General features: G+C 37.1%; 17 protein-coding genes and 1 other RNA gene. 9 read left to right on the top strand and 9 right to left on the bottom strand.

Annotated elements, in window-relative coordinates; all coding sequences use genetic code 11:
- Positions 1-3: 3 nt before the first annotated feature.
- Both LX80_RS13570 and LX80_RS13565 read right to left on the bottom strand, forming a co-directional pair.
- A complete protein-coding gene (locus LX80_RS13570) occupies positions 4-2544 on the bottom strand; it encodes a PIG-L family deacetylase (protein ID WP_111297193.1) in 2541 nt (846 codons plus the stop codon).
- 160 nt (positions 2545-2704) lie between these two features.
- Entirely contained in the window at positions 2705-3760 is a 1056-nt protein-coding gene (locus tag LX80_RS13565) for a flavin monoamine oxidase family protein (protein WP_111297192.1), read from the bottom strand.
- Positions 3761-4048: 288 nt separating this feature from the next.
- Between LX80_RS13565 and LX80_RS13560 the strand changes: the two genes are divergently transcribed.
- A complete protein-coding gene (locus LX80_RS13560; RefSeq protein ID WP_245898066.1) occupies positions 4049-5095 on the top strand; it encodes a Gfo/Idh/MocA family oxidoreductase in 1047 nt (348 codons plus the stop codon).
- 2 nt (positions 5096-5097) lie between these two features.
- Here LX80_RS13560 and LX80_RS13555 read toward each other — a convergent pair whose 3' ends face one another.
- The 3 genes from LX80_RS13555 to ffs form a co-directional block, all read right to left on the bottom strand.
- A complete protein-coding gene (locus tag LX80_RS13555) occupies positions 5098-5889 on the bottom strand; it encodes a M90 family metallopeptidase (protein WP_111297191.1) in 792 nt (263 codons plus the stop codon).
- 75 nt (positions 5890-5964) lie between these two features.
- A complete protein-coding gene (fsa, locus tag LX80_RS13550; RefSeq protein WP_111297190.1) occupies positions 5965-6615 on the bottom strand; it encodes a fructose-6-phosphate aldolase in 651 nt (216 codons plus the stop codon).
- A gap of 65 nt (positions 6616-6680) precedes the next feature.
- An RNA gene (ffs, locus tag LX80_RS13545) (signal recognition particle sRNA small type) lies at positions 6681-6780 on the bottom strand.
- Positions 6781-7045: 265 nt separating this feature from the next.
- On the opposite strand from ffs, the gene LX80_RS13540 reads away from it, so the two are divergent.
- Entirely contained in the window at positions 7046-8728 is a 1683-nt protein-coding gene (locus LX80_RS13540; RefSeq protein WP_111297189.1) for an ArnT family glycosyltransferase, read from the top strand.
- On the opposite strand, the gene LX80_RS13535 is transcribed toward LX80_RS13540, so the two are convergent.
- Positions 8729-10006 carry a type IX secretion system plug protein gene (locus LX80_RS13535; RefSeq protein ID WP_111297188.1) on the bottom strand — a complete coding sequence of 426 codons (1278 nt, stop codon included), beginning with the start codon at positions 10004-10006 and terminating at the stop codon, positions 8729-8731.
- 110 nt (positions 10007-10116) lie between these two features.
- On the opposite strand from LX80_RS13535, the gene LX80_RS13530 reads away from it, so the two are divergent.
- Entirely contained in the window at positions 10117-11349 is a 1233-nt protein-coding gene (locus LX80_RS13530; protein ID WP_111297208.1) for an ABC transporter permease, read from the top strand.
- Here the strand turns inward: LX80_RS13530 and LX80_RS13525 are convergent.
- Entirely contained in the window at positions 11336-12064 is a 729-nt protein-coding gene (locus tag LX80_RS13525; protein ID WP_111297187.1) for a TrmH family RNA methyltransferase, read from the bottom strand. The genes LX80_RS13530 and LX80_RS13525 overlap by 14 nt on opposite strands.
- 46 nt (positions 12065-12110) lie before the next feature.
- Between LX80_RS13525 and LX80_RS13520 the strand changes: the two genes are divergently transcribed.
- The gene (locus LX80_RS13520; protein ID WP_170120468.1) at positions 12111-14489 is read left to right on the top strand and encodes a BamA/TamA family outer membrane protein; all 2379 of its coding nucleotides are present in this window, start codon (positions 12111-12113) and stop codon (positions 14487-14489) included.
- A gap of 98 nt (positions 14490-14587) precedes the next feature.
- Here the strand turns inward: LX80_RS13520 and truB are convergent, their stop codons facing one another.
- The gene (gene truB, locus LX80_RS13515) at positions 14588-15301 is read right to left on the bottom strand and encodes a tRNA pseudouridine(55) synthase TruB (protein ID WP_111297185.1); all 714 of its coding nucleotides are present in this window, start codon (positions 15299-15301) and stop codon (positions 14588-14590) included.
- Positions 15302-15365: 64 nt separating this feature from the next.
- Positions 15366-16844 (bottom strand): proline--tRNA ligase, encoded by a 1479-nt coding sequence (gene proS / locus LX80_RS13510; protein ID WP_111297184.1) that lies wholly within the window; start codon positions 16842-16844, stop codon positions 15366-15368.
- Positions 16845-17013: 169 nt separating this feature from the next.
- Here proS and LX80_RS13505 point away from each other — a divergent pair, with 169 nt between their 5' ends.
- The 5 genes from LX80_RS13505 to LX80_RS13485 all read left to right on the top strand — a co-directional run bounded on the left by LX80_RS13505 (position 17014) and on the right by LX80_RS13485 (position 26892).
- Positions 17014-17802 (top strand): hypothetical protein, encoded by a 789-nt coding sequence (locus LX80_RS13505; RefSeq protein ID WP_146250536.1) that lies wholly within the window; start codon positions 17014-17016, stop codon positions 17800-17802.
- Between the two features lie 58 nt (positions 17803-17860).
- On the top strand, positions 17861-19393 hold the full coding sequence (locus tag LX80_RS13500; RefSeq protein ID WP_111297182.1) for an OmpP1/FadL family transporter: 1533 nt from the start codon (positions 17861-17863) through the stop codon (positions 19391-19393).
- A 157-nt stretch (positions 19394-19550) separates the two neighbouring features.
- A complete protein-coding gene (ggt, locus tag LX80_RS13495) occupies positions 19551-21302 on the top strand; it encodes a gamma-glutamyltransferase (RefSeq protein WP_111297207.1) in 1752 nt (583 codons plus the stop codon).
- A gap of 32 nt (positions 21303-21334) precedes the next feature.
- Positions 21335-22003 (top strand): HAD family hydrolase, encoded by a 669-nt coding sequence (locus LX80_RS13490; RefSeq protein ID WP_111297181.1) that lies wholly within the window; start codon positions 21335-21337, stop codon positions 22001-22003.
- A gap of 176 nt (positions 22004-22179) precedes the next feature.
- On the top strand, positions 22180-26892 hold the full coding sequence (locus LX80_RS13485; protein ID WP_111297180.1) for a translocation/assembly module TamB domain-containing protein: 4713 nt from the start codon (positions 22180-22182) through the stop codon (positions 26890-26892).
- Positions 26893-26900 lie beyond the last annotated feature (8 nt).

Genomic DNA, 26900 nt, shown 5'->3' with positions numbered 1-26900 from the left:
TAATTAATTGTGTTTAGGTAATGCAATTAAATTGGCCATTAATTTATAAGCACCGGGCACACCTGCAGGTAATTGCCTAAACAATACCAAACTAACATAAGCCACATTGCCTTTACCATAAGGGGCAATCAGCAAACTACCTTTTGAGGGTGCTTCACCGCTATCGTGCATTTGAAGCGGCATTTCAAAATGTGTATCGTTGGTTTGTGCCTGATAAGTGCTTCGCTCTTGTACCCATCCTTCAAAATCTTTTTCAGTAATGGTGTTCGGATAATTCAATACACTATGTTTGGGTAATACGAATTCTACGGGTGAATTTTCTTCTGTAACCCGTGGACTTCCATTTACCAAAAAAGAATAAGGCCCTGCTTTTACAGGTTTGTTATTAATATAGTTGCTTTTGAAATATTGAATAATCAGGTTACCCCCATTGTAAATGTAGCGATTGAGAATATCGTTTTTAGTGGTTAAAAACTCATGAATATTATAGGCACGAATGCCAATAATAACGGCATCAAATTGACGTAACTTTTCATCCGTTATATCTTGCTCCTGCAACATTTGCACGGAATAACCTAATTGCTGAATGGCTTCGGGTAGTTTATCGCCTGCACCGGCTACATATCCAACTTTCGTACCCACCACCTTTATAGGCTCGGTAATTACTTTTACACTGTCGGTATAAAAATAATGTATGGTAGGAATATGATTGTAGGCTATACGTTTTAAATTGTAATGATAGGTTTCTTTTTGACCCAGTACGGGCAAGGTTACCGAAGGTTGAATTATTTGTGGCTGATTGGTTTGAAATACTGTATTTAAAGGAACAGTCCATGCATAGTTTTTCCCGTTTTCAAATTGCAATACCGTATCTTTTGAATAAATAACGTTAGTCCCTTGTCGTAATTGAAATGTTACCGGTACAGAAGCGGCATTGTAATTGGCCTGTAATTGCAAATGCATGTCGGGCGTGCGTATAGGCTTCCCATTACGAATAACATTATTCAATGCTACATTGGGTTGCAAGCCAACAATAACGGGCGGCGTAACAACAAAGGGATCATACACTTCTCCCCTAACAGGATCAACATACTTGTATTGCACAGGCTTTTGAATAGTAAAAGCAATATCATCTACCATAAAAGTAAAAGTTGCAGTATAAGCAGGCTTACTTTCAGGTCTGCCAATTAAGGTTTGGTCCGTTACCGTAAACATACCCTCATTCTCCATGGGTTTGGCCAACCAATAAGGTTGAGAAATGGGCTGTTGCAATGCCACGGGGAATTGTTTATCGAAGGCAATATTATTGTTGGTTGATAAGTTGGTGCGTAAGGTTGTATCAAATAAGGTAGTTTGTTCGCTGGCTAAGCTAATTTGCTGTAACTGTACAGCAGCGGGTAACCGTTTGTTTACAAAAAATTGTAATTGCATGTGTTGGCCCTGTACGGCATATTCATTGTTACTGGCAACTTCTGCCATTAAACCACTGCAGGCAACTATTAAATCTTTCACTTCTTTCAACTTCTCTTTTGTCCAGTTATTTTGTTCAGGCAGTTGTTCTATGGCATGATAGATTTCTACCAATGCAGGAATTGATTGTTCGGGATGTTGAATATCATATTGTTTCAACAATGCATCAACTTTTGGTATAATGGCAGCGCCACCTTTAATTCTTGTCCAGGTAATATTAATCCCATCCATCAAAGTACTATCGGGTGGTGTACCCCCGGTAGTGGTAAAATATTCCGTAATATTGCCTGCTCTTCTTGGCCTGCCTTCGCCTTGGCTTTTGTGCATACTTCTTGCTTCACCGCCAATTTCTCCATAGCTCTCGCCTAACAAAGCATTGTATCCGCCTACCTCAATTTTCAACTGATCATTAGCAGTTGTATTCACACTTCCAAAGTTGTATGTGTTCCACAAAATACGCTTGGCTTGCCAGGGCTTCACGCCGTATTGAAATTGTTCGGGAAATTGTGTTGGGTCGGCGGCAGCTTTAAAGGCTTCATTGGCTAAAATAGCCGAAGCCCAATGGTGGCCATGGCCTGCACGCTTATCGCGTGGAAATCGGGTAATAATAATGTCGGGCTGGTATTTGCGTATAACCCATACAATATCTGCCAATACTTTGTCTTTATCCCAAGTGTGTAAAGCCTCGTCGGCACTTTTACTAAATCCAAATTCGTAAGCACGGCTAAAATATTGGCCACTGCCGTCAATGCGGCGGGCAGCCAGCAATTCTTCTGTTCTTATTAAGCCCAATTCAAAACCCTGTTCATCACCAATTAAATTTTGTCCCCCATCACCACGGGTTAAACTTAAATAAGCAGTTTTATACAATGCGCCCTTCGCTAAATATGGCAATAAAGTATTGTTTTCATCATCGGGATGCGCAGCAACATATAAAACACTACCCAATACATTCAATTTTTTCATTTGCAAGTAAATGGTAGCACTGTTTTCTATAGGAGGCAATTGTGCCCACAGTGACCCATTGCACAGAAAAATAAAAATGCTTGCCAATAATAAATTAATTTTTCGCATAAAATAATTTAATAATTAATTTCTGAAAGCCAACAGAAAAAAACAGATATTGGGTGGCAACCCTTATTTAAAATGTGTACGAAGATAACTGAACCTTTTAAAACTTAACAAGGCATCAGGATGAATGGCTGCATACACACAACGCCACATTAATACCTTTTTAATGTATGGGCATTTGTAGTATGGCCCTTGCAGCACGTAAACCGGCTTCAACTGCTCCATCCATATAGCCGCCGAATTGCTGTGCTGTTTCAGTGCCCGCCCAAAATAACCGTTCATTCATATAACTGTTGGTATATAAATAATGACCGTTATTTTGGTGTGGCAACAAGTGGTTTTGTTCTTCGCCACAGCCTACCCAAATATTACACCATACATAATCCGTATATTGAATAAATGTATTAGCCATAGTACCAAAATAGCGCTGAACTTGTTGTGCCACCCACTCTTTTCTTTGTAATGGCATTGCTTTACTCAATTGGGGCAATAAAAATCCTTTTAAAGCAAAATGCTGCTCCGTTGCATCGGTATGGTCGTACATTTCTGTAGCCGGACCTTTATCGCTATATATAGTGCTTATATTGAATGCTTGTTTCCAAAATGGGGCTGTATAGGCTAAGGCAAATTTAATGGAACCGGCCATCCAGGTTTGGGTTTGCTGCATTACTTGTAATAATTGATTGGGTAATGAAGGTTGAAATGTGATAGTTTTAGCAGCCACTTGTGGGGGAATAGCAATAATAACGGAAGTAGAAGTGTATGAATTTCCATTGCTACACATTACTTGCACATAATTATCCTTCAATTCAATAGCGGTTACTGCCGCATTCGTATGAATGGTTGCAGGGCCTATGGTTTTAGCAAGGTATTGTATAATGGAAGAACTGCCACCGGCTATTCTATAATAAGGCTCTGCCGCCGGCATGGCATATTGTTCCATTACACCTTGTGCTTCAATAATGGCATTACCACCTTGCCATTGTTCAAACAAGGTTATACCGGATTGCTTTAATAATTGCCGTAAAAAAGTATGCTTGTTACCCAACCAGGTAGCACCCATTTCCATAGGTGTACCGTTGATACCGGTATAAGTTTGAATTCTACCCCCAATAATTGACTGAGCTTCCAGCACCAATATTTTTTTACCGAATTGCTGCAACTGCTGCGCAGCCACCAATCCACTTAACCCGCTACCCACTATAATTACATCATGCATACTTAAACATTTTTCCGCGTATAATAATGCCTTACTCAAAAGCGATAAAAAACTTTCAAGTCTTTTACCTGCATTTCACTTTATCAACAAAAATAGTATTGGGTTGTTGTGAATTTTTGCCTATTGATCAACAAAATGCTGTTTTAACCAATTACATTATAAAAATAAATACTGTTTGGCAGTTGATTAATAGAAAAAAATGATAAGAAACTACTTCAAAATATTGTAGCTTCGGGCAACCGAATTATAAGATAGATTCCATTCAATTATTACAAATTTTTCTTAATCATGAATGCACCCATTAAAACAGCGCTACTTTCATTTGGAATGAGTGGTAAAGTATTTCATGCGCCTTTTATTGATGCACATCCGGGTTACCAGCTAAAAGGAGCCTGGGAAAGAAGCAGAAAACAAATACAACAAATTTATCCGCATGTAAAATCGTATGATAGTATTGATGAATTGTTGGAAGATGATATTGATTTAGTAATTGTGAATACCCCTAACGATACCCACTTTGAGTACACCCAAAAGGCATTGTTAGCCGGAAAAAACGTTGTTTTAGAAAAGCCGATAACCGTTACAGTACAAGAGGCAAAGCAACTAAAACAATTGGCCATTGAAAAAAATAAAATAATATGCCCTTACCAAAACAGGCGCTACAATAGCGATTATTTAACCACTAAACGCATTATTACATCGGGGGTATTGGGCAATATTGTAGAAGCGGAGTTAAGGTTTGATCGCTATGCGCCTCAATTAAGTTCAAAAGCCCACAAAGAAACCGGTAAACCCGGTACCGGTGTTTTATACGATTTAGGATCGCATTTAATTGATCAGGCATTGCAACTGTTTGGCAAACCCGAGGCATTATTTGCCGATATTGCTTATACCCGCCCCGGAAGTGTAATTGACGATTATTTTGAAGTATTGTTGTATTATCCTAAAACCAGGGTTCGTTTAAAAAGCGGCTATTTTATTCGGGAACCTTTACCAGGATATATTGTATTTGGCACTTTAGGCACTTTTTTAAAATCGAAAGCAGATGTGCAGGAGAAACATTTAATTGAAGGTATGAAACCCACTATGCCAAATTGGGGTATTGAACCGAAAGAAGAAGAAGGCTTACTGCATACCGTAATCAACGGCAAAGTGGTAAAAGAGCATGTACCCACTGAAAAAGGCGATTATATGGGCTATTTTGAAGATTTATTTCAGGCGCTGGTTCATGGCAAGCCCTTACCCGTTACCATTGATGAGAGCACTGAAGTGATTGATATTATTGAAAAAGCATTTGAAAGTAATCGATTAGGCCGCAAAGTATTATTAACTTAATTTTATGTAGCCGGCTGTGTGTTGAATGATGCCGGATTTTGATGAAATATTTTTTCTAACAGCTCATACAATTGCGGATGATGTTCCGCCAATAAATGGGGTTGTGAAAAAAAATATTCACTTACAACTGCCAAAAATTCTGCAGGATTGGTTGCCCCATAAATGTTAATGTCTGAATGTTGTTGCTGCATTTGTTGAATGGTTTCATGCATCAACTTTACCCAAGGCATTACATAAGGTTTGGATAATAAATTTTCGGGAATACCATCGGTAGCACCATCCGACTTGTCTAACAAATGCACAAATTCATGAATGGCTGTATTGCTTTTTGAATAATTGTTCAAAAAACCTTCCCTAAGTGCATCTTGCGATAATATCATCATCTGATTCATGACTCCCGTTCCTACCATACCCAATACATCGCGGTTTTCACCTTGTATATCAAAAGTTTGTGCCTCAAATGCGTTGGGATACAATAGAATATGTTTTAAATTAAAATATTGCCATTTAGGAAAACCCCAAATAGGAATAATGGCACTGCTGCCAATCAACACCGTATCTAAATCCGTTAAAGTAGTTTTCACCGGATGAATAGCTACATTACTCAAAAATTGCATTACCCTTTGCTCAAATATTGCTTTTTCAGATGCGCTTAAAGCCCTGTAAAATTGAACATTTTGTTGCAACAATTGCCGCCAATTATTGGGCATGGGTTTAACCTTTTTATGGCGTGGCCAAAAAATAATGATGGCAATTATGATAATTGTTGCAGCAATAAGTACCCAAGCAAGCATAAAGAAAGATTTTCTATTAAAAAAAATCTACATACAGTGTATGTAGATTTTCTGATATAACTATGAAACTAAACATTACATTTTTTTAGCATCTTCTAAAAACTTGGCTAAACCAATGTCAGTTAAAGGATGTTTCAATAAACCTAAAATTGAATCGAGGGGGCAAGTGCAAACATCGGCACCGGCTTCTGCACACTTTACTATATGTAATGAGCTGCGAATTGAAGCAGCTAAAATTTCTGTTTCAAAACCTTGTACGGAGTAAATGTGCGCAATTTGAGCAATTAAATCAACCCCATCCCAATTGCTGTCATCAATACGACCCAAAAAGGGAGATACATATTTTGCACCTGCTTTAGCAGCTAAAATTGCCTGACCGGCTGAAAACACTAAAGTACAATTGGTTTTAATACCATTGTCCGTAAACCATTTTATGGCCTTTACACCATCTTTAATCATGGGCACCTTAACCACAATGTTTGGATGAATGGCTGCTAACTTTTTACCTTCAGCAATAATGCCATCAAAGTCTGTAGAAAATACTTCTGCACTGATATCACCATTCACCATTTCACAAATGGTTTTATAATGATTCATAATTGCGTCTGTTCCTTTAACACCTTCTTTTGCCATTAGTGAGGGGTTGGTGGTAACACCATCTAAAATACCTAAATCGTTGGCTTCTTTTATTTGAGCCAAATTAGCGGTATCAATAAAAAATTTCATGATAAACTATTTAAACCGTGAATAATAGACTGAAGCTGTAATATCATTTCACGAAGTGAAAAGAAAAATGGCAGGCTACTCACATCGCACCGCTACAACCGCCTATCCTTGCTGCATTCCTGCCCTGGGGAGGTTCAGCAGGAGCTGGTCGTGTAAGACCTGCCGGGTGCAAATGTAAGACAAGTAATTAAATTATTACGAATTGATGGTATCGTTTTTTTAACGAGTGCCATTATTTGTAAACCATCCGCAGTAAAAAAAGTAATGCTTTATGTATTTTTTTTACAAGTTGTGTGACTTTTGTTCTTTTGAAGCCGAAAAAGAGTAATTAATTTTGCAACGGTAATAAAAAGCAATATCACCTTGCTTTAGTTCACCCGCTTTTTCACCATTACCCGCTAAACAAATTCTTTATAAAAAAAGTTTGGCAATGAAGGGTAATAAAAAATTTTACATATTTCTGGCAGTTTGGTTCTTCATCAATCTGATACAAGCCATATATACCAATATTCAAGAAGATGAGGCTTACTATTTTTTATACAGCCGGCATTTAGCGTGGGGTTATTTTGATCATCCGCCATTTGTTGCATTATTAATTCATCTCAGCAGCCTTATTTTTCATAATATTTTGAAAGTGCGTTTTTTTAGTGTTGTTTTACAACCCATTGTTTTATGGCTTATTTGGCAACAATTAAATTTAAAAAACAAACCCACCAACCAACAAATTAATTTCTTTTTTCTTTCAGCCTTTTCTGTGGTAATGTTCACGGTATATGGTTTTTTAAGTACCCCCGATGCACCGCTGCTTTTTTTTACGGCACTTTTCCTGTATGCTTACCAACAATTCCTGTATAAAATAAATGTATGGAATGTGGTATTACTTATTTTAAGCAGTACAGGCCTTTTGTACAGCAAATACCAGGGTTTTTTAGTGATAGCACTTACCTTATTTTCTAACCCTGCCTTGTTTAAAAAACCGGTAATGTATGCTATTGCAAGTGCAACCTTACTGCTTTTTTTACCTCATATTATTTGGCAGTTTAACAATGGGTTCCCTTCTGTAAAATTTCATGTAGTTGAAAGAGCTGTAACGTTTAAATGGGCCTATTTCTGGGAATACATTCCTAACCAATTATTATCGTTTAACCCCATAATTTTCATTACTGCCATTTTTATGATAATAAAATATCACAAATCCGATTTATATCATAGGGCACTTTATTACAATATTGTAGGATTTGTTGTATTATTTTGGTTAACTACATTCAGAGGGCATGCAGAACCGCATTGGACCATTGCTGCGGCAGTACCCATGTTAATTGTTGTTAATGAATACTTAACAGATAGTACTTCATTTTTAAATTTGAGCAGAAAACTAATAGTAGCTTCTGTAATACTGATTTTAGGTTTACGAACAGCATTAATATTAAATATTTTGCCAAAACAAATGGGCTTTTCGGGCAATGCACTGAAATATGAGGCCATTGCAAAAATGGCCAAAAATAAACCCGTTGTTTTTATAGACAATCATATAGAACCTGCCTTGTATTATTATTTTACCGGAAAACCTGCCGTGTCTATTGCCACCATTGATAACAGAAATTCGCAATTTGATATTTGGAATGAACAAAAAAACTGGATTGGGAAACCGGTACTCATTGTTGGAAATTTACCCGATACGATTGCCGCTAGCCCCATACCCTATTCACAAGAAAAAGAATGGAGTACCAATGCTTTTTTTTCAACACAATTTTTACAAATCCATTATACTTTACCCGATAAAACTTTACACAGCGGCGACACCATTCATGTTCCCATTATAGTTAAAAACACACTGCCTAAACCTTATTACTTACACACCAACGATTTTAAAACCGATGTTGGCATTGTATTGATGCATAAAGGACAAAACAAAATCATTAAAAGCTTACATTATCCGGAATACCGGCATATTGCAGCTAACCACTATATTGTTGATACGTTGAAAATTGCCTTACCTTCTTTAAATAAGGGGGCTTACAAAATGGCTATTTGGGCGGGTAATAATTTGGGACAAACTTTGAATAGCAACATTTCAACCGTTGAAATTGTAGATGAAGAGAATACGCACTAATTATCGCTGCCGATTGAATCGGGAGTTAATGGTAAGCATGCCCACTAATTCATCATATCTGTCGTTTAATGAACGATAATATACAAAAATGGTATAATCATTTTCCGTTTCCCAACTATTACCATCGGTAAGTTTCAAAAATCCCGGTCCCGAAGTTTCATCGGCAGGACGTGTAACATAAGTATAATTGTAATATCCCTGTTTCAAAAACAAAGTTTTCTCATAAACACCTTTATCTGCATTAAAATGCATTTTATTCTTTTCTGTTAATTGATTGTTGGTAAGTGCTCCTAAAATATAAACATTCTGCCCGGTAAATGCATGATTGCCGGGAGGTACAAAAGTGAAATGCACATAAGCATAGTCGGTTTGCCACCAGGGATTCACCATTTCAGTGGTACTAATGGTGTACCAACCATTAATATCGTTCATTAACAAGTAGGGTTGCCCCGATAAGTCATAATCATTCTTCAAATATACCTGATATGGAAAGGTTGATTTATCAACCGCAGCCACTCTTTCACTTTGATAACGGAAGCTTTCTAAATTAGCCCAACGGTATTCTTTTCCACCCGGGAATACGCAATCTTGCTCAGCATTGTATTGATAAATATTGTTATTAATAAATACAGGTTGAATACCCGTAATGGCATTATCCCATCGATAATTTTGCATAATCATTACCTTTAGCTGCTGCTGCGGATTTAATATATTTAAATCTTTTATGTTAATGCTTAATTGCACTTTTTGATGGGTTAAAAACAACTGGCTATTGAATGGCTGAGCAATATTCGCAGCAATATCAACCCTGTTGTGCACCACAAAAAAGCGGCGGGTAAATGCCAATTTGGAAGTATCGCCATCTAAAAAAACTTTTAAAATATAATTTCCGCTTACTGCAGGCATAGCATTGGCATCAGGTAATAATAATTGGTAAGCCACATACCTTTCGGGTGTAATGGATGAAATGCGGTATTGATTAATGGTTTGCTGTTGAAATCCTTTTAAGTAATCGAAAATACTAACATCGGCAGGTTGCCAGTCGGCATTGCATAAGACAAATGTATAGTAATAATTACGGGGATAACTAACCATATCATCAAAATGCAATTCCAACTGTTCGCCCGAGTTTAAGTGAATAACGGGCATGCTTTGCTGATTGTTTTGAATAAAAAAAGAAACATTGCCAATGGTGGGCATATAAACCGAATCAACATATACCTGTGCTTTTAATACCGACATACAACAGGTGAACAACAGCAGTGATAGCCATTTCATGTTTCAAACTTTTAAATAAAAATACAGTACTATGTTTGAATGTCATAATTTAATTGCGTTTTGCCGATTGGCACCTACCCCTTAGTTTTGACCATTCAAAATACATTAGCTTGAATGTTGCTTTCCACATAGCCCGAAAAATTACTTTTAATCATCAAAAAACCTTTTCACGGTTTATTATTCGTTTGGCCATTGCTGCTACAGCGGTAAGTGTAATGGCTATGATTGTTACATTGGCTTTTGTAAACGGATTTCAACAAACCATCTCACAAAAAGTATTTAGCTTTTGGGGAAACATTCGGGTACAACATTTTGAAACCGATAAAGCTTTGGTAGCTGAAGAAAGTCCTATTGAACGAAATGATACCGTTGAATATATTTTAAAACATCAACCGGGCATTAGCCATTTTCAGGTATTTGCCACTAAAAGTGCGGTATTGGCACACCAAGGTGAAATTGAAGGAATTTTATTCAAAGGCATTGATGCGGGTTATGACAGTGCTCGCCTAAAACCCTACTTAACGCAGGGGCATTGGCTTAAATGGAATGACAGCAGTTATTTAAAACAAATTATTCTTTCCAATAACATTGCCAATAAATTGAACATTAAAGTTGGCGATACGTTGCGCATTTTTTTTATAGCTACCGACGGCAGTAGCAATACCTATCGCAAACTTAAAGTAGTAGGTCTTTATAAAACCGGTATTGAAGAATACGATAAACTTTTTGCCATTGGCGATATTAAACTGATTCAATTGATTAATAATTGGCCGGCGAATGCTATTGGCGGTTATGAAGTTTTTGTGAACAACTACAAAAACATGAATGCCATTAATAATGATTTATTAAATGAACTTCCAAATGTTTGGGGCAGCAAAACAATAGCAGATGTATATCCGAATATTTTTGATTGGCTTAATATTCAAGACGTCAATCGCAACGTAATATTTATTGTAATGGCCATTGTTGCCATTATAAATTTGGTTACCTGCCTGCTTATTCTGGTATTGGAACGTACCCGAATGATTGGCGTTTTAAAAGCAATAGGCGCCCCCGACAAACTAATACAAAATATTTTTTTGTTGTATGCATGGTTTATTTCCGTTTTTGGTATCGGCATTGGGTTAATTGCAGGGGTAGGCATTTGTTTGCTGCAACAATACACGGGCTTTATTCATTTAGACGAAAGCAACTATTATGTATCGGTTGCTCCGGTACATTTAATAGCCTGGCAGGTAGTAATGGTATGTGTGGGTACCGCAATAGTTTGCTTATTGGCTTTAATGATTCCTACTGCCTTGGTAAAGAAAATACAACCTGTTAAGGCAATTACATTCCGGTAAGATGTGAAATTAAAATACCGCTTGCCACTGCTGCATTTAATGATTCTGCACCACCCTTTTTTACAATGGTTACCGGCTCAGTTAAGTAAGGAAATAATTCGGGGCGAATACCTTTTCCTTCACTGCCAATTACCAAAACAGCATTATTATATTTTTGAATTTGTTGTACGGGTTTACCATTTAAAACGGCCCCTAATATTGGCACATTTAGTTGCTGTAACCAGGTGGGTAATGAGGTGTACCAATGTTTTACACGCAAAAAACTGCCCATGCTGCTTTGAATAACTTTAGGATTATACCATTCCACGGTATCATTGCTGCATACAATTTGCTGAATACCAAACCAGTCGGCAATGCGAATAATAGTACCCAAATTGCCCGGATCTTGAATACCGTCTAACACCAATACCCAACCATTAATTTGCTTGCTTAAAATGCTCGCAGGCTTTTGTTGTACCACTAAAAGCACTTCATTGGGAGTTTGCAGCTGACTAATGCGTTTTAATTCAGCTTCCGTAATAACTTGAACAGGCACATTCATTGCCTTGTGTCGGCTATACCATCCCTCAGTTGCATATATTTTTTTAATGGTATAATCTGATGCCAAAATTTCATCGGCAATTTTTACCCCTTCTGCTAAAAATACCCCATCTTCGGTACGTTGTTTTTTGTGGCACAAAGATTGAATATATTTGACCTCATTCCGACTAAGCATTGATATGTATTTTAAACTAAAGCAATTATTTTTATATGTTTTCCTTTTGCTGCTATTGATATATTTAGCTGCTTGTTCTATTGTAAAAAATTACCCCATTAATAAACCCTTTGTTTTTGATAACAAAATTGAATTAAATGGTAAGGTTTCCAAAGATGAGAAAAAACGTTTAAAAAATGAACTAAGTAATTATTGGGATGATAGCTTGCAAGCCAGGTATATTAACGAAATAAAACTTTCCTTTAAACAACCCCTTATTAGCAAGGTTTTAAAAAATCCCCCGGTTTTCGATACAGCCAATATTAGCCGAACCATCCGTTTCATGAATGCCTATTTAAACTCGCAAGGTTATTATTATGCACAGTTTAAAGATTCAGTACCCAAATTCGATACCGTTAAAAACCAAATTAGGGCAACCATTATCATGCAAATCAATTTGGGAAAAAACATTACTATTGATTCTGTAAGTTATCATTTAATTGATACGGCCATTAAACCAATTGATTCCAGCTTACAAAAAATGGCTTTGGCCAACAGCAATAAAACGCTGTTAAAAAAGGGAACGCCTTACACCAAACAAGTTATAAGCAATGAGTTAGACCGGCTTACACTTTTGTTTAGAGATAGTGGTTATTATAAAATAACCAAAGACAACTTTTATGCAGAAATAGACACTACTAACACGCAACTTTTACAATTGGCATTCGATCCGCTTACACAAGCCAAATTAATTGAAGAAGCCAATAGAGCCCGATATGAAAACCCCAAATGGAATGTTGAAATTAAGCAAAGGCAAACAAAAGACAGCTCTATACTTGAGCAATACTATATTCACCACATTTATTACTATCCCGAATTAAAAATTACCGACCAACCCGATAGCGTAATGCTGCAAAAAAATTTAAAACAATTCAATTACAAGCATTTAACCATGCGCTATAAAGAAGGTAAGTTTGTTTACAAACCTTTAATTGAACATACCTACCTGCGCTACAACCAACTGTACAGTGAAACAAAATACTATAAAACCATTAACGACCTTAGCCATTTACCGGCATGGCAACAGGTTGACGGAAAGGTGATACCGTATACAAAGGACTCATTAGACTTATACCTTTTTTTAACGCCTGCACCCAAACAAAGCTATAGTGTAAATTTGGAAGGCAGCCGTAATACCGGCGACATCACCATTGGTAACTTATTTGGTATTGCCACCAACTTTTCCTATACTAATCGCAATATTTGGAAACGCTCTATTCAATCGTTAACCAACCTGCGTTTAGGAACAGAATTAAATATTGGACAAGCCCAAAATCCGGGTGTTACAGGTGCCCCCTTGTTACAAACTTTTCAAATAAGTCTTAGTCACGCATACAACTTTCCCAAGTTAATTATACCCAGAGTTATTGATTCTAAGTTTTTCAGATCGGCCGATAACAAACGTACCTTATTATCCATGGCAGGTTCCTATACCGACCGCCGCGATTATTATCAACTTCGTTCCCTAACTACCAGCTGGGGATACGAGTTTTCAAAAAATGCACGCAAATCCAATGCCGTTACCAGTATATCATTCAAACCTTTAAATGTAGAATTGTATAAAATTGATACCCTTCCCGGTTTAGATACATTATTTAAAAACAACCCCTTCTTACGCAATTCTTTCCGCGATGGAAATGTTGCAGGGTCGGCCATTTCAGCTATTAGAACCTTTAACAGTAACAGAGATCCATCTAAAAGTCATTACATTCGTTTAGGCTTGGAAGAGTCAGGCACACTTACTTCTTTATTAAACATATATACCGATCGCATTTTTAAATACATTAAAACAGAGGGTGAATACCGCTATTTAAAAAAATACCGAAAAACCGAATTGGCCACTCGTTTTTTTATTGGTGCTGCCTTTCCTAAAGCAGGTCAAAGTATCCCTGTTTTTAAACAATATTTTGAAGGGGGACCCAATAGCATGCGTGCATGGAGTTTAAGGGAATTGGGTTTAGGTTCTTCCATTTTAGTTGATACTATTTCTTACACTAACTACAAAGAACGTTTTGGCGATATGGCATTAGAAGGAAACATAGAATTCCGTTTTCCCTTGTTTACCTTCAGTGCCTTTAAATTAAGCAGTGCTTTGTTTACCGATATGGGTAACGTATGGAGCTTGACGCCCAACCCCGCCGATCCGAATTCTGTTTTTCAGTTACACCGCTTAGGCAAAGATTTGGCCATTGGTGTAGGTACCGGTTTGCGTTTTGATTTTTCTTACTTCTTGCTTCGCCTTGATTTTGGCTACAAATTAAAAGACCCTGCTCGCCAATACAACAATGGATGGGCTGAGCTAAATAAACTAACCTGGACCGAAAACAGAGGCAATGCAGTAGTGAATAACTATGCCATACAATTTGGTATTGGCTTACCATTTTAATGAATGTTATACCGGCTGTTGTTTTTCATAGCATCGCCTGTTGCGTCGCAATCACTTCATCGTTCCGCACACTGGGCAACCATTTGTACTGAAAAAAATTATGTATTAGAAGTATTTTTTAGCATAGCTATTTGTGCTTCAAAAGCTGCAATTTCCATGGCATTGTCCAATGTGTATTCACCAATAGCAGTTCTGCACAAGCTGCTTAAATAGCCACCTACACCTAATGCAGCGCCAAAATCGTTAGCCAAACTTCTAATATAAGTACCGGTTGAACAATGCACCCTAAAATGAACAATTGGTAGTTGTATATTGGTAATTTCAAAAGCATGAATGGTAATAGGCCGGGGTTGTACTTCAACGGTAATGCCTTTGCGTGCAGAAAGGTATAAAGGTTTACCATCTTTTTTAATGGCAGAATGCTGTGGTGGCATTTGCAATATATTACCAACAAATTGCTGTGTGGCTGCATAAATAGCCTGTTCAGATACATTGAGGGCATCAGCTACAGGCTCCGGTTCCGTTTCTAAATCGTATGATGGAGTTACAGCGCCTAATGTAATGGTGCCGGTATATACCTTATCTAACCCCATAAAATCATTTATTTTTTTTGTAAACCCACCGGTACATACAATAAGCAAACCTGTTGCCAGCGGATCTAAAGTGCCGGCATGCCCAACTTTAGAAATGCCGGTAGCAATTCTCACTTTTTTCACCACGTCAAACGATGTCCAATGCAATGGCTTATTCAACAGCAACAACTTGCCATCTAAGAATGGCTGTAATGCAGCACTTACAGGCTTTTGTTTCAACTATTTTAATTTAAATGAACATTAATTTACTTAACGCTACAAAGCAAAAACAATCATTGTACCACTAATAAGCACGAGCAAATAATACCCTTTGGGTAGAGGGTTTGCCGGTTAATATACATTGCCCTGCCTCCTTTGGATTGTTTAAAGGAATACAACGTATGGTAGCTTTTGATAATTCTTTTATTTTTTCCTCAGTTTCTGAGGTTCCATCCCAATGTGCTGAAATAAAGCCGCCTTTATTTTCCAAAACATCCATAAATTCATTCCAAGTGTTTACAGGTGTAATGTGTGCATTTCTGTAGGCTAAAGCTTTTTCATAAATACTGCTTTGAATGTTGGCCAACAATTTCTCAACATGCACATCAATTCCGTTTAATGAAACTGTTTCTTTGGTTTTAGTATCACGGCGGGCAACTTCAACCACATTGTTTTCAATATCGCGTACACCTAAGGCCAATCTAACGGGTACACCCTGCATTTCATACTGTGCAAATTTCCAACCCGGGCGAGCATTTTCGCTATCATCAAATTTAACAGATATGCCTTTTTGTTGCAGTTGATGCACAATTTGCAAAGCTTTTTCAGCAATAAGTGCTTTCTGTTCATCACCCTTATAAATAGGCACTATTACTACCTGTAAAGGAGCAATTTTGGGTGGTAAAATCAGTCCGTCATCATCGCTATGCGCCATTACCAATGCCCCAATTAACCGGGTACTAACACCCCAACTGGTAGCCCATACATAACTTAATTTGTTTTCTTTATCACTAAATTTCACATCAAAAGCTTTGGCAAAATTTTGTCCTAAAAAGTGTGAAGTACCTGCTTGCAAAGCTTTCCCATCTTGCATTAAAGCTTCAATACAATAAGTATCCTCAGCACCGGCAAAACGTTCATTAGGGGTTTTAACTCCTTTTATTACCGGAACTGCCATCCAATTTTCTACAAAATCAGCATATACATTCAGCATTTTTACTGTTTCCTCCAATGCTTCTTCTTTGGTTGCATGCGCTGTATGCCCTTCTTGCCATAAAAATTCAGCGGTACGTAAAAACAAACGGGTACGCATTTCCCAACGTACCACATTCGCCCACTGATTAATTAATAAGGGTAAATCGCGGTATGATTGTATCCAATTTTTATAAGTATTCCAAATAATGGCTTCACTGGTTGGCCTAACCACCAACTCTTCTTCCAATTTAGCATCGGGATCAACCATTAATTTTCCGGGTTTTTCGGTATCGGTTTTTAGCCGGTAATGTGTAACCACCGCACATTCTTTGGCAAAGCCCTCAGCATTTTTTTCTTCTGCTTCGAACAAACTTTTAGGAACAAAAAGCGGGAAATAAGCATTTACGTGTCCGGTAGCTTTAAACATCCTGTCTAAGGCATCACGCATATTTTCCCATAATGCATAGCCGTAAGGTTTAATCACCATACAGCCCCTTACGGCACTGTAATCGGCCAAATTGGCTTTAATTACCAAATCATTATACCATTGCGCATAATCTTCAGCACGAGCGGTTAATTCTTTTGCCATAACTTTTTCTATAGTTTTTTGTTATAGTATTGCAGCATTTGGCATATTATTAACATAAAAATTAATTAATGCTTAATACAGGCAATATTTTTGATGTAATTTTAATTCGTAAATAAAGTGCAGCAAATGTATGTAACTTAGTATTACGAACTTTGTAAAACGCATGAATATGAAAACAAGTTTTTTAAGCATAATAAGTTGGGTTGTTGTTTTAAGCAGTTGTACTACAGCTTACAAATCAACGCAAACACCTGACGATTTATATTATTCGCCTACCACCGGCAATGCCATGGTAGCAGAAACTCGTTCGGAAAATCGTTATCAGGAATTTCAAAATTATAACGATGACCGCTATTTAAGCATGAAAGCGCGCAACTATTATTTGTGGGCACCATTAGATGACTATAGTTATTGGAATGATAGCCGTTATGATTTTCCCATTTATAATAATTGGGCATACATGAGTAATTGGAGCCCATATTATAATCCTTATTGGAATATGTGGAGCCCTTACTATACAACTGGCTTTGGTATGATGCCATTTTATGGTTACGGTTATGGTTATGGTTTAGGTTATGGATGGAATAGTTGGTATAACCCGGCTTCGGTATTAATTGGCTATAAAAGTCCTTCCATCATCAGCCGCTCTACTTCAGGCAGCTATCTTTCTGCTTATTTAAACAGAAATTACAGCAACAATAATTACCAACGCCAATTGAAGAGTGACAATATTTACGCACCGGGTAATAATTTTGGCAGCTTGGTAAGAAGGGTATTTTCATCATCACCATCTACTAATGGCAACTTGCCCAGTAATAATAACAGTTGGTACAGACCAGCCAGAACATTCAATACTAACGGTAACACCTTTACGCCTAGCAGTAATGCCGGCGGAAGAAGTGGTGGCTTTAACAGTGTGGGAAGCAGTGCTTCCGGAAGCCGAGGGCCAAGAAATTAAGATACCCTGATTTAAGAAACACTTTTAATTATTTAAGATTCAGCACCAAAGCCAATCTATGAAGAAAGTACTACCCTTTTTATGCCTGCTATTGAGTCAATGGGCAATTGCGCAAACACCTGAAGATGCTTTAAGAACCGCTTGGTTTACCCAAAATGGATCTGCACGAAGCATGGCGGCCGGTGGCGTAATGGCCTCATTGGGTGGCGATATTGCAGCAGCCAATATTAATCCGGCAGGTTTAGGTTTATATAAAACTAGAGAATTGGTATTATCGCCCGGCTTTTTAATGAACAACAATAAATTAAATTATCGCGGCACCGACACTACTGCTAAAAAAAATGCATTTATGTACGGCGCCAGTGGATTAGTGATTGGCTCACCCAGCCGTTACAGCGACAGCAAATTTACCAGTACAGCTTTTTCTATTTCCGTGAATCAACTGGCTAATTATAATAACCATATTCAATACACAGGTTTTAATAATGTCAGTTCATTCACCGAGCAATATTTGGAAGAGCTTACCCGCGACAGGGCTGACACCAACGCCGCTTTAAGCAATTATATTTTTGGTTCATCATTGGCATTTCGTGCTTTTTTAATTGATACCATTAGCGGACCCGGTGGAACTGTTGCCGGTTACCAAAGTTTAGTGCCCATTTCAACCGGTGTTATACAATCATACGATGCCATTACGCGTGGCGGTTACAATGAAATTGCATTGGGCTTAGCCGGTAATATGGCCGATAGACTATACATTGGCGGTAGTTTAACTGTTCCGGTGGTTTATTATGAACGGAATTTGACTTACTCAGAAACTGACCCTACCAATAATCCTAATAACAACTTTTCGAGTTTTACTTATCAGGAAAACTTTAAATCGCAAGGTGTTGGCGTTGGGCTTAAATTAGGAATGCTATACAAACCTAAAGAGTTTTGGCGGATAGGATTTGCTTTGCATACTCCGCAACTCATTTCTTTTAACGATCAAATACGCTCGTCCATAACAGCCAATACGGAATCTTATGCCGGCATTAGAACAGTTACCAGTGATGAACTAAACAGTGGCAATCCCGGCACACGTCAATACAGTATCGTTACACCATGGCGTGCCATTGCCAGTGCCAGCTATGTATTTAGGGAAGTAGCCAATACACACCAACAACGTGCATTTATAAGTGCCGATTTGGAATATGTAAATTACAGAGGTGCACGCTTTCGTGCTGCAGCCAATGCCGACCAGTCGAGCATTGATTATTACAGCCAATTGAATAGCACCGTTAAGAGTTATTACAAAGGAAACATTAATGCCAGAATTGGCGGTGAATTAAAATTTGATCCCTGGATGTTTCGCTTAGGTGCTGCTTATTACGGTAGCCCCTATGCAGGTTCCGACATTAAAGCCGATAGAATTGTTACCAGTGGTGGTATTGGATATAGAAACCATGGAATATTCATCGACTTAACTTATGTGTACACCTTTGTTAAGGATGCTAATTTCCCTTACTACTTAAATGATAAGCCCAATACTTATGCCATTCAAACCGGCAATTTGGGTAACATAGTAGCAACTATAGGTTTCAAGTTTTAATTTAATAAGCGCACATTTTATTTGAATAAATCAACAACACCGCTTGCAGGCTTAATTCTTTTTTAAGCAAGATGGTGCATTGGCTATTCATTAGCCTGAGAATATTTCTGTAAATTGCTGTAATAAATTGATTACTGCTATTCATAAAAAAATTACCATGTTCGTCCCCAATTGCTTTAAAGCCATTCAATGGAATAAGTTTTTCGTTGCTGTTTTAATTGTAAGTTGTTCTTACCAAACTTCTTTCAGTCAGAGTGAATTAATAGGTGCCGGTAAACAAATTGATCCCTATCATTACACCATTCCAAAAGATGCAACTTTTCAGCATGCATCTGTAGCTTGTGCGCATCCTTTAGCCAGCATGATTGGCGCTGCAGTTATGCAAAAAGGCGGCAATGCGTTTGATGCTGCCATTGCTACACAATTGGCATTAGCTGTGGTTTTCCCGGAAGCCGGCAACATTGGCGGCGGTGGATTTATGGTGGCCCGAACTGCTAAAGGACAAACCTTGGCACTTGATTATCGGGAAATGGCACCTGAAAAAGCTTCACGGAATATGTATTTAGATAAGGATGGTAATCCTAATATGCATCTTTCGCAAGACGGGCATTTGGCCAGTGGTGTTCCCGGAAGTGTTGCCGGAATTTTTGCCATGTATAAATATGCCAAATTACCCTTTGAACAATTAATTACACCTGCCATTATTTTAGCTGATAAAGGTTTTGTAATTAGCGAAAAAGAAGCCCATTTATTAAATGCTACACGTGCCGATTTTATTAAATACAATACAAAACCCAATGCATTTGTAAAACCAACACCATGGAAAGCCGGTGATACTTTGGTACAAAAAGATTTGGCCAAAACTTTGATGCGTATTAGTCAATTTGGGGCAAAAGGATTTTATGAAGGCGAAACGGCAAAACTAATTGTTGCTGAAATGCAAAGAGGTAAAGGCATTATTAGCTTAGAAGATTTAAAACAATACAAAGCCATTGACAGAACGCCGCTTTCTTTTCAATTTAATGAATATACCATAGTTGGTATGCCACCACCAAGCAGTGGCGGTATTATTGTTGAACAATTAATGAAAATGATTGCGAATCGGCCTTTGTTTAGTTATGGTTTTGAATCGGCTAAAATGGTACAATTAATGGTAGAAGCCGAGCGTAGAGCCTTTGCAGATAGAGCTGCTTACATGGGTGATCCTGATTTTTGGAAAGTACCGGTTAAAACGTTAACCAGTAACGCCTACTTAGCACAACGTATGGCGAATTATGATAGTACCAAACCAACCCCTAGTTCAATGATTAAAGAAGGGCAAATTCCGGAACATGATGAAACCACACACATCAGCATTATGGATGCTGAAGGCAACATGGTAAGCATTACCACCACATTAAATGGTTGGTATGGCAGCAGAACCGTAGTAGGCGGTGCCGGCTTTTTCTTGAATAATGAAATGGATGATTTTAGTGTAAAGCCGGGTGTGCCGAATATGTTTGGTGCCGTAGGTGGCGAAGCCAATGCCATACAGCCCCGCAAACGCATGCTAAGCTCAATGGCACCTACCCTGGTGCTGAAAAACAATCAACCTTTTATGGTTTGCGGAACTCCGGGTGGAACTACCATTCCCACCTCAGTTTTCCAAACTTTGGTAGATGTTTTAATATTTAACATGAGTGCGGAACAAGCCATTGCAGCACCCAAGTTTCACCACCAATGGTTACCCGATGTAATTTTTGTAGAACCTAATTTTCCTAAAAACACCATTCAGCAGTTAGAAGCAATGGGATACAAAATTCAACAACGCGGCCCCATTGGCCGTACTGAAATTATTAAGGTACTTACCAATGGTAACAAAGAAACTGCTGCAGATATTCGTGGCGATGATGCAGTGGCCGGTTACTAACTTTATTATGATTAATACATTGATACTTTTTTATGGCAATACCTCCTTTCGGCGTGGCATTTGATTTAGATGGCACTATTATTAACAATAACGATTACCACATAAAAGCATGGCAGGAATTTTACAAAAAAAGAAATTTACCCACGCTTACCAAAGAGGAATATTTAAAGCAGTTCAATGGCAAAACAAATGCAGATGTTTTAAAATATATTTTTGGGCCTGATATAGATGCAGCATCCATTAAAAGCCTTACTGATGAAAAAGAGGCCATTTACAGGGAAATTTATGCGCCTGATATTCAGCCTGTAAAGGGATTAATACCATTATTGAACACCCTTGCAGAAAAGAACATTCCCATGGTAATAGCTACTTCGGGTATTAAAGACAACATTGATTTTATGTTGCAACACATACCTATAGCACACTTTTTTAAAACCATTCTTTATTCAGTACATATTACGCATGGCAAGCCACATCCTGAAATTTATGAAAAAGCAGCCCGGGCTTTAGGTTTACCCCCTTATCAATGCATAGCATTTGAAGATGCAGTTGCGGGTATTCAATCGGCAAAATCAGCCGGTTTAAAAACCATTGCACTAACCACTACTCACGCTGTAAATGAATTGGCAATAGCCGATAAAATTATTACTGACTTTTCAGAAATAACATTTTTACAACTTCAGCAACTAGTGCATATATAACAAAATGTTTACTTTCATTCGGAATTACTTTTTATTAAGCACAGAGAAACCTTAGTTTTGGTATTGAATTTGACCTATTTTTAAACCAACTTTTTTTGTATTAATAACCCATTGCTCTGAAAAGAACATTAACCATATTAAGGCGCACTGTTTTCATTATAATTGCACTTCTATTATTGGCCTTCATTGCCATACAAACCACTTTTGTACAAAATTGGTTGGTAGGCATTGCTACCAAAAAATTATCAAAAGCATTAGGCACTGAAGTGCGCATACAAAAAGTAAATTTTACACTTCTTAATAAAGTAAATTTAGATGGCACTTTAGTTCGCGACAAACAAAAAGATACCCTACTATATGCAGGTGCATTGAAACTAAGAATTACCGACTGGTTTTTTCTAAAAGACTCTGCCGATTTGAAGTATATAGGCTTAGATGATGCCTATGTGAATATAAACCGAAAAGACAGTACCTGGAATTTTCAATACATCATTGATCACTTTGCTTCACCCAAATCATCCGGCAACAAAAATGGCATTACGTTAAATTTAAAAAAATTAGAACTTAATAATATTCGCTTTATTAAAAACGATGAATGGCGAGGGGAAAAAATGATTGCCCAATTAAATTCTTTATTGCTAGATGCCGACAATATAAATTTAAACAAAGGCATTTTTTCTATAAACCAATTAAACCTTGATAAACCTTTCTTCGAAATTATTGATATGCCGGCTTTAAGGCCTGATTCTATCAGAATAAGAGACCAACAAAGCAATTCACCCGATACAGGTTTACAATTGAATACAGGTAACTTGCTAGTGCACTTAAAAAAATTGCATCTAAAAAATGGAACACTTTCTATTCAAGGCAATAAAGATAAGCCATTACCATATTTCGATGGAAGCCATATATACATTCAAGGCCTTACAGGCGACTTTAATAACATTAGTTTAATTAAAGATACGTTGAAATGCAATCTAACCCTTGCTGCGCATGAACGCAGTGGCATAGAAATTAAAAAATTAAAAACCAAATTAACCATCAATCCTCATATTATTGAATTAGCCGATTTAGATTTATTAACCAACAGAAGCAGATTAACGAATTACTATGCCATGAAGTTTAAACACTTTAATGATGATTTTAGTGAATACATTACTTCAGTAACCATGGTAGCTCGTTTTAATGATGCTTCAGTGAACACCGATGATATAGCCTACTTTGCTCCCGAATTGAAAGACTGGAAAAAACAAATTGTACTAAATGGTCATTTCGATGGAACAGTAGCTAATTTTTCGGTGAATGACTTATTTAGCAGAGTTGGTAGTAACAGCTATATTAGTGGTAGTTTAGCCATGAAAGGTTTGCCCGACCTGAATAAAACCACCATTCATTTTAACAATGGCGTTATTAAAACCAACTATAATGATATTACGTTATTTGCACCCGTTGTAAAAAACATCAATGTTCCCGACCTAACTACCTTGGGCGATGCAATGTTTAAAGGAAACTTTAATGGTACTATTTACAACTTTACAGCAATGGGCACTATTACTTCGGGCTTAGGTGGTGTAGCTGCAAATGTTACTATGAAAATTCCCCCGAAAAAAGATATTACCTATTCCGGTAATATTACTACAAATCATTTTAATATAGGAGAATTTTTACGCATCAATCAATTAGGCTATGTTGATTTTACGGGAAAAATTTCAGGCAGCAACTTCGATATTGATAAATTAAAAACACAAATTGAAGGTAAAATTGCTTCACTCGATTTTAATAGTTACACTTATTCAAACATTACTACCAACGGTACCTTCCAAAAAAAATATTTTAATGGTGAAGTAAAAATTGATGATCCCAATATGAACTTTAACAGTAATGTTGAAGTTGATTTAAGTAAACCGGATCCCAGCTTTAATATTTTGGGCGACCTGGTAAATGCCAATTTAAAAGTGTTGAATTTTTATAAAGACAGTTTGCAGTTAACCGGTTTGTTAGATATTTATTTTACCGGTAAAACAATTGACCAATTTTTGGGTAGTGCTAAATTTTTAAATGCCACCATTACATCCGCCGACTCGCAATTAAGCTTCGATTCACTGAATGTAACTTCCGGATACACTGCTGATTCAATTAAATTCCTAAGAGTAGGCAGTAATAATTTTAATGGAATGATTACCGGTAAATTTACCATACTTGATTTACCGAATAGTTTCCAATCATTTTTACATCGTTATTATCCTGCTTATTTTGAATTACCTTCTAATGTTGCACCTAATCAAGATTTTACGGTTAGTCTTAAAACAGATTACATAGAACCCTTGTTAAAAATTTACGATAAAAAAATTGCCGGATTAAATGACATGAATATTTCCGGTCGTGTAAATACTGCCCATAGTTTGTTTCAACTATCTGCTTCTATACCCTACGCCAAATATGATATTTATACTGTTTCGGGCATCAACATGCAATGTGTGGGTAACTATGATAGTTTGCTGTTAAATGGTAATATCAGTGCCATTCAAATAAAAGATAGTCTTTCATTTCCAAACACACAAATATTAGTAAAATCGGCTAACGACCATTCCGTGGTGCATTTATATACCAGCACCAACAATGTTTTAAAAAATGTGTATTTAAATGCAGATGTGTTTACCCTAAATGATGGCGTTAGATTACACTTTAATCCTTCTTCCTTTATATTAAACGAAAAAAGATGGAACCTTGATAAAGAAGGGGAAATAGTAATGCGGAAAAATTTTGTATCGGCTAACAATGTAAAATTTATTCAAGGCTTTCAGGAAATTACCGTAGAAACCGATGAAGAAGAAGGCGGTAACACCAATAACCTAATTGTAAAACTTAAAAATATTTACTTGGGTGATATTACTGCACTGTTTTTAAAGAACCCCAAACTGGAAGGCATCACCAATGGTGAAATATACTTACGCGATTTTTACGGCCCTTTTACTGCCGAAGCCAAACTTAACTCACGCCAATTTAGATTGAATGATGATTCAGTTGGCGTTGTTAATATTGAATCAGTATTTGCCAGCAAGTCAGGCAAGTTAGATTTTAAAGTAATAGCTCCAAATAAAGAGTATAACATAAGCGCCACCGGATACTATAAAATAAAAGATTCGACCAACAGGCCTTTGTATGTAGACATTCAACTGCAACACACAAAAATTAATTATGTAGAACAATTTATCGGCGACATTTTTAATAGAATTAAGGGCTATGGAACAGGTAATTTAATTATTCAGGGCAATCCCTCAGAGCCGGAACTGAGCGGCAATATTGTTTTAAAGAAAGCAGCATTGAATGTATTATACACACAAGTTTACTACACTATTGATTCTGCTAACATTGTATTTGAAAATGATGGCATAAACTTCAATGAATTTTATATAAAAGATAGTTTAAATAACACCGGTTTGGTAAAGGGTAAGCTTTATGAAAAAGGATTTACCGATTTGGCATTTGACTTTGATTTGTTTACCAACAAATTAATTATGCTAAACACAAAAGCCGTTGATAATAGCCAGTTTTATGGAAACGCTACGGGTAAAGCAACACTTAGCTTTAAAGGGCCTGAACAAAATGCACGATTAACCATTATCGGCGATATTAATGAACCCTCGCACATATATATACCCAATACCGTTAGTAAAGAAAGTGGTGATGCTGATTTTATTGTTTTTAAAACCTATGGTACAGAAATGGTGAATGAAAACAAAAACAGCAACTTTAATTTATTGGTTGATTTAGATTTATCGGCCAACAACAAATTAAATGTAGATGTTATTTTAGATCCCCTTAGCGGTGACGTAATTAAAGCGAAAGGTAATGGCCGGCTTAGAATTAGAGTAGGTACTCGCGATCCTTTAACGATAAGAGGAAGATACAATATTGAAGAAGGTAGTTACGATTTTAACTTTCAATCATTCATTCGAAAACCCTTTATTTTAAAGCCTGACGCCGGTAATTTCATTGAATGGAATGGAGATCCTTTCAATGCCGACGTGCACATTGATGCACAATACACTGCAGAAAACATTAGCGTGAATGATTTAATTAGTAACCAATCCGGACAATTTAGTGGAACTAGTCGTGCCTATCGGGGTACCGTTTACGTAATTGCGGAATTACGCAACCGACTCAGTCATCCGGATATTTCATTTAAACTAGATTTTCCACAGGGAAGCCCACTTAAAACTGATCCAACTTTCAGTGAATTCATCAATCGTATTGAAAACAACCAAAACGAAATGCTAAAGCAGGTTACGTACCTAATTGTATTAGAGCGTTTTGCACCTTATGGTGATATTGGTGGTGCCAATACAACTTTTACTAACCTTGGCGTAAATACTATTTCTCAAATCATTACCAAAGAATTGAATAAAGCAGTATCGAATATTGTATATAAAATAACAAAAGACAAAAGCCTGAAAGTAGATTTAGGTACATCTGTATATAGCAGCAGCGATATTTTGTCAAGTGCAACCGGATCAGGTATTAGTAGCGGATCTAACGCATTAGATAGAAGTCGCATTAATTTTAAAGTGGGCAAAAGCTTCTTTAACGATAATGTTATTGTAAGCTTTGGTGGTGATTTTGATTTTGGTATCAGTGCTGCAGCGCAAAGTGGCAACTTTCAATGGCTTCCCGATTTTAACCTGGAAATTGTTTTAACCAAAGACAGACAATTACGTGCCATTATATTTAGTAAAAACAGTCTTGATATTAATGCAGGTGCATTAGGGCGCACCAGCAGACAAGGTGCCGGTATTTCTTACAAAAAAGATTTTGAAAAAATATTCGGTAACCGCGAGAAAAACAAAACCTTACAGCCCCCCACTTCCGACAGTACTTTGCACAACTAAACAAGATA

The sequence above is a fragment of the Hydrotalea sandarakina genome (genome assembly GCF_003254115.1).
Lineage (GTDB): Bacteria > Bacteroidota > Bacteroidia > Chitinophagales > Chitinophagaceae > Hydrotalea > Hydrotalea sandarakina.
The sequence above is the reverse complement of the archived record's forward strand: the minus strand, read 5'-3'. Positions and strand labels throughout refer to the sequence as shown.

Coding starts and splice junctions, on each gene's coding strand:
- LX80_RS13565 (WP_111297192.1), bottom strand. CDS start 3,760: ATGCATGATGTAATTATAGTGGGTAGCGGGTTAAGTGGATTGGTGGCT.
- LX80_RS13505 (WP_146250536.1), top strand. CDS start 17,014: ATGAAAACAAGTTTTTTAAGCATAATAAGTTGGGTTGTTGTTTTAAGC.
- fsa (WP_111297190.1), bottom strand. CDS start 6,615: ATGAAATTTTTTATTGATACCGCTAATTTGGCTCAAATAAAAGAAGCC.
- LX80_RS13535 (WP_111297188.1), bottom strand. CDS start 10,006: ATGAAATGGCTATCACTGCTGTTGTTCACCTGTTGTATGTCGGTATTA.
- LX80_RS13490 (WP_111297181.1), top strand. CDS start 21,335: ATGGCAATACCTCCTTTCGGCGTGGCATTTGATTTAGATGGCACTATT.
- LX80_RS13500 (WP_111297182.1), top strand. CDS start 17,861: ATGAAGAAAGTACTACCCTTTTTATGCCTGCTATTGAGTCAATGGGCA.
- proS (WP_111297184.1), bottom strand. CDS start 16,844: ATGGCAAAAGAATTAACCGCTCGTGCTGAAGATTATGCGCAATGGTAT.
- LX80_RS13560 (WP_245898066.1), top strand. CDS start 4,049: ATGAATGCACCCATTAAAACAGCGCTACTTTCATTTGGAATGAGTGGT.
- LX80_RS13570 (WP_111297193.1), bottom strand. CDS start 2,544: ATGCGAAAAATTAATTTATTATTGGCAAGCATTTTTATTTTTCTGTGC.
- LX80_RS13525 (WP_111297187.1), bottom strand. CDS start 12,064: ATGCTTAGTCGGAATGAGGTCAAATATATTCAATCTTTGTGCCACAAA.
- ggt (WP_111297207.1), top strand. CDS start 19,551: ATGTTCGTCCCCAATTGCTTTAAAGCCATTCAATGGAATAAGTTTTTC.
- LX80_RS13540 (WP_111297189.1), top strand. CDS start 7,046: ATGAAGGGTAATAAAAAATTTTACATATTTCTGGCAGTTTGGTTCTTC.
- LX80_RS13555 (WP_111297191.1), bottom strand. CDS start 5,889: ATGCTTGCTTGGGTACTTATTGCTGCAACAATTATCATAATTGCCATC.